Genomic DNA, 3,250 nt, shown 5'->3' with positions numbered 1-3,250 from the left:
GGCGGCGGCAAAGCGCGACGGCATCGCGATCACGACGGCGGGCAACGTGCGCAGCGTTGCCGGCCGCGGATTGTCGGGCGAGGCCGGCGGGCGCGCGCTGCTGCTCGGCAGCAGTCGCTTCATGGAAGAGCAGGGCATCGCCTTGTCGCCGCTGCAGGCCCGGGCCGATGCGTTGCAGTCCGAGGGCCGCACCGTCTCGTGGCTGGCCGAGGCGGGCGCCGTGCCGCGGCTGCGCGGCCTGCTCGCCTTCGGCGATGCCGCGAAGCCGACCGCGGCCGAGGCGGTGCACCAGCTGCAGTCGCTCGGCGTGCGCTGCCTGCTGCTGACCGGCGACAGCGCCGGTGCGGCGGCGAAGCTGGCGCAGGTGCTGGGCATCACCGAGGTCCATGCCGCGCTGCTGCCGCAGGACAAGGCGGCGCTCGTCGAATCGCTGCGCCATGGCGGCGCGCGCGTCGCGATGGTCGGCGACGGCATCAACGATGCACCGGCGCTGGCGGCCGCCGATGTCGGCATCGCGATGGGCAGCGGCACCGATGTCGCGATGCAGGCGGCGGGCATCACGCTGATGCGCGGCGACCCGCGGCTGGTGGCCGATGCGCTCGAGATCGCGCGGCTCACGCAGCGCAAGATCCGCCAGAACCTGTTCTGGGCCTTCGTCTACAACGTGGTCGGCATCCCGCTGGCCGCCTTCGGGTTGCTGAACCCGGTGATCGCCGGCGCGGCGATGGCCTTCAGCAGCGTCAGCGTGGTCGGCAATGCGCTGCTGCTGCGGCGCTGGAAGGGAGCGGCTCGATGAACATCGGCGAAGCGGCGCAACGCTCGGGCGTGTCGGCGAAGATGGTGCGGCACTACGAATCGCTGGGACTCTTGCCGCCGGTCGTGCGCACCGATGCCGGCTACCGCCAGTACGGCGACAAGGAGGTGCACACGCTGCGCTTCATCCGGCGCGCCCGCGACCTCGGCTTCGGCATGGCCGAGATCGGCGAGCTGCTGAAGCTGTGGCAGAACCGGCGGCGTGCCAGCGCCGACGTGAAGCGCATCGCGCTCGACCACATCGCCGATCTCGATCGCCGCATCGCCGAGATGGAGGCGATGAAGCGCACGCTGTCGAGCCTGGCGAGCTGCTGCCATGGCGACCAGCGGCCCGATTGCCCGATCCTCGACGAGCTGGCCGAATGAGCGGCCGGCGCCGCGCACCCGTCTGGCTGTTCGACCTGGACAACACGCTGCATGACGCATCCCTTGCCGCGTTCGGCCCCACCAACCAGGCGATGACCGACTACATCGCCGCGCACCTGGGCCTGTCGACGGCCGAGGCGTCGGCGCTGCGCCAGCACTACTGGGACCGCTACGGCGCGACGCTGCTCGGCCTGGTGCGCCACCACGGCGTCGACGCGAGCCACTTCCTCGAGGAGACGCACCGCCTGCCCGGCCTCGAGGACCGCCTGCGCACCCATGCGCACGACCGCGCCGCGCTGCGGCGCCTGCGCGGCCGCAAGATCCTGCTGACGAACGCCCCGCGGTCCTACGCGCTGCGCGTGCTGCGGGCGCTCGGCCTCACCGACGTGTTCGACGGCGTGATCAGCATCGACGAGATGACGATGTTCGGCGACCTGCGCCCGAAACCCGACGCCCGCATGCTGCGCCAGGTCGCGGTGCGGCTGAAGGTGGCGCCGCGACGCTGCGTGCTGGTCGAGGACACGCTGGCGCACCAGAAGGCGGCGCACCGCATCGGCATGCGCACGGCGTGGATGCAGCGCTACCTGAAGACGGCCAAAGTTGCGAACAACAGCACAGAAGTTGGCGTTCACCCTTGCCGCAAGCCCCCCTATGTGTATGCAAGAATTCGATCGCTGAACAAGCTCCATACCCTGTAGTGACAACTTCGACTGCCGCGATGACCGACACCCCTGCCATCCCCGAAGACACCAGTCCCGAGGTGGCAGCCGACGCGGTGGCCGAGCCGGCGGGCCGCAAGCGCCCGAAGCCTGGCGAGCGCCGCGTGCAGATCCTGCAGACGCTGGCCCACATGCTGGAGCAGCCGGGCGCCGACCGCATCACGACGGCGGCACTGGCCGGCAAGCTCGATGTCTCCGAAGCGGCGCTGTACCGCCATTTCGCGAGCAAGGCGCAGATGTTCGAAGGCCTGATCGAGTTCATCGAGCAGAGCGTGTTCACGCTGGTCAACCAGATCACCGAACGCGAGACGAGCGGTGTCGTGCAGGCGCAGAAGATCCTCACTGTGCTGTTGCAGTTCGGCGAGAAGAACCCCGGCATGACGCGCGTGATGGTGGGCGATGCGCTGGTGTTCGAGAACGAGCGCCTGGTCGCCCGCATGAACCAGTTCTTCGACCGCATCGAGTCGCAGCTGCGCCAGAGCCTGCGCAGCGCCGCCGAAGCGGCCGGCTCGTCGACGCCGACGGTCGATGCGAACGCGCAGGCCTCGGTGCTGACCGGCTTCGCGGTTGGCCGCCTGCAGCGCTATGCGCGTTCGGGCTTCAAGCGCGTGCCGACCGAGCACCTCGACGCCGCGCTGCGCCTGCTGGTCGGCTGACGCCGGCCTCCTTCTTTCCGCCTGGCCATGGTCACGACGGACGTCGGCGGCCAGCGCCTGGCATTGCTGCCGGAGAAGGCCGCCTGGTGGCCGGCGCAACAGGCCTTGCTCGTGGCCGATGCCCACCTCGGCAAGGCGGTGTCGTACCAAAGGCTCGGCGTGCCGGTGCCGGAGGCGACGACCACCGAGACGCTGTCGCGGCTGGCTGACCTGGTCGAGCGGCACGGCGCGCGGCGCATCGTGTTCCTCGGCGATTTCCTGCACTCGGTGCATGCGCATGCGGCCTCGACGCTGGGCGCGCTCGCGCAATGGCGCGAGCAGCACGCGGACCTGCATCTGACGCTGGTGCGCGGCAACCATGACGCCCATGCCGGCGACCCGCCCGCCTGGGCGCGCATGGAGGTCGTCGACGAGCCGCTGCGGGTCGACGGACTGGCGCTGTGCCACCACCCGATGGCGCATGACGGCGCCTATGTGCTGGCGGGTCACCTGCACCCGGGCATCGTGCTGGGCGGGCGGCCGCACGATCATGTGCGGCTGCCGTGCTTCTGGTTCGGCGATCGCGTCGGCGTGCTGCCGGCCTTCGGTGCGTTCACCGGGCTGAAGACGATCCGTCCAGCGCCGGGCGAGCGGGTCTTCGCGGTGGCCGACGCGGCGGTGTTGCCGGTGCCGGGCGCTCAAGAATCCGGCTGACGG

General features: G+C 70.7%; 5 protein-coding genes. All 5 read left to right on the top strand.

Annotated elements, in window-relative coordinates; translation table 11 throughout:
* Window positions 1-796 (top strand): HAD-IC family P-type ATPase (locus AC1D15_RS23580; protein WP_477827886.1); only part of this gene is annotated, 796 nt, incomplete at its 5' end.
* Window positions 793-1,179 (top strand): Cu(I)-responsive transcriptional regulator, encoded by a 387-nt coding sequence (cueR, locus tag AC1D15_RS23575; RefSeq protein ID WP_465111182.1) that lies wholly within the window; start codon window positions 793-795, stop codon window positions 1,177-1,179. The genes AC1D15_RS23580 and cueR, both read left to right, overlap by 4 nt.
* Window positions 1,176-1,877: a pyrimidine 5'-nucleotidase gene (locus AC1D15_RS23570; RefSeq protein ID WP_465111183.1), complete on the top strand. Its 702-nt coding sequence runs from the start codon at window positions 1,176-1,178 to the stop codon at window positions 1,875-1,877. The genes cueR and AC1D15_RS23570 overlap by 4 nt, the downstream gene beginning before the upstream one ends.
* A 20-nt stretch (window positions 1,878-1,897) precedes the next feature.
* Window positions 1,898-2,554 (top strand): nucleoid occlusion factor SlmA, encoded by a 657-nt coding sequence (gene slmA / locus AC1D15_RS23565; protein WP_047500819.1) that lies wholly within the window; start codon window positions 1,898-1,900, stop codon window positions 2,552-2,554.
* A 27-nt stretch (window positions 2,555-2,581) separates the two neighbouring features.
* Window positions 2,582-3,247, top strand: coding sequence for a ligase-associated DNA damage response endonuclease PdeM (gene pdeM / locus AC1D15_RS23560; RefSeq protein ID WP_477827885.1), 666 nt, complete (start codon window positions 2,582-2,584; stop codon window positions 3,245-3,247).
* Window positions 3,248-3,250: the final 3 nt, after the last annotated feature.

The sequence above is a fragment of the Rhizobacter sp. P2_H2 genome (assembly GCF_056403375.1).
This window is presented reverse-complemented; position numbering and strand designations above follow the sequence as displayed.

Excerpts from the sequence above, each read along its gene's own strand:
- AC1D15_RS23570 (WP_465111183.1), top strand. The coding sequence starts at position 1,176 with ATGAGCGGCCGGCGCCGCGCACCCGTCTGGCTGTTCGACCTGGACAAC.
- cueR (WP_465111182.1), top strand. The coding sequence starts at position 793 with ATGAACATCGGCGAAGCGGCGCAACGCTCGGGCGTGTCGGCGAAGATG.
- pdeM (WP_477827885.1), top strand. The coding sequence starts at position 2,582 with ATGGTCACGACGGACGTCGGCGGCCAGCGCCTGGCATTGCTGCCGGAG.
- slmA (WP_047500819.1), top strand. The coding sequence starts at position 1,898 with ATGACCGACACCCCTGCCATCCCCGAAGACACCAGTCCCGAGGTGGCA.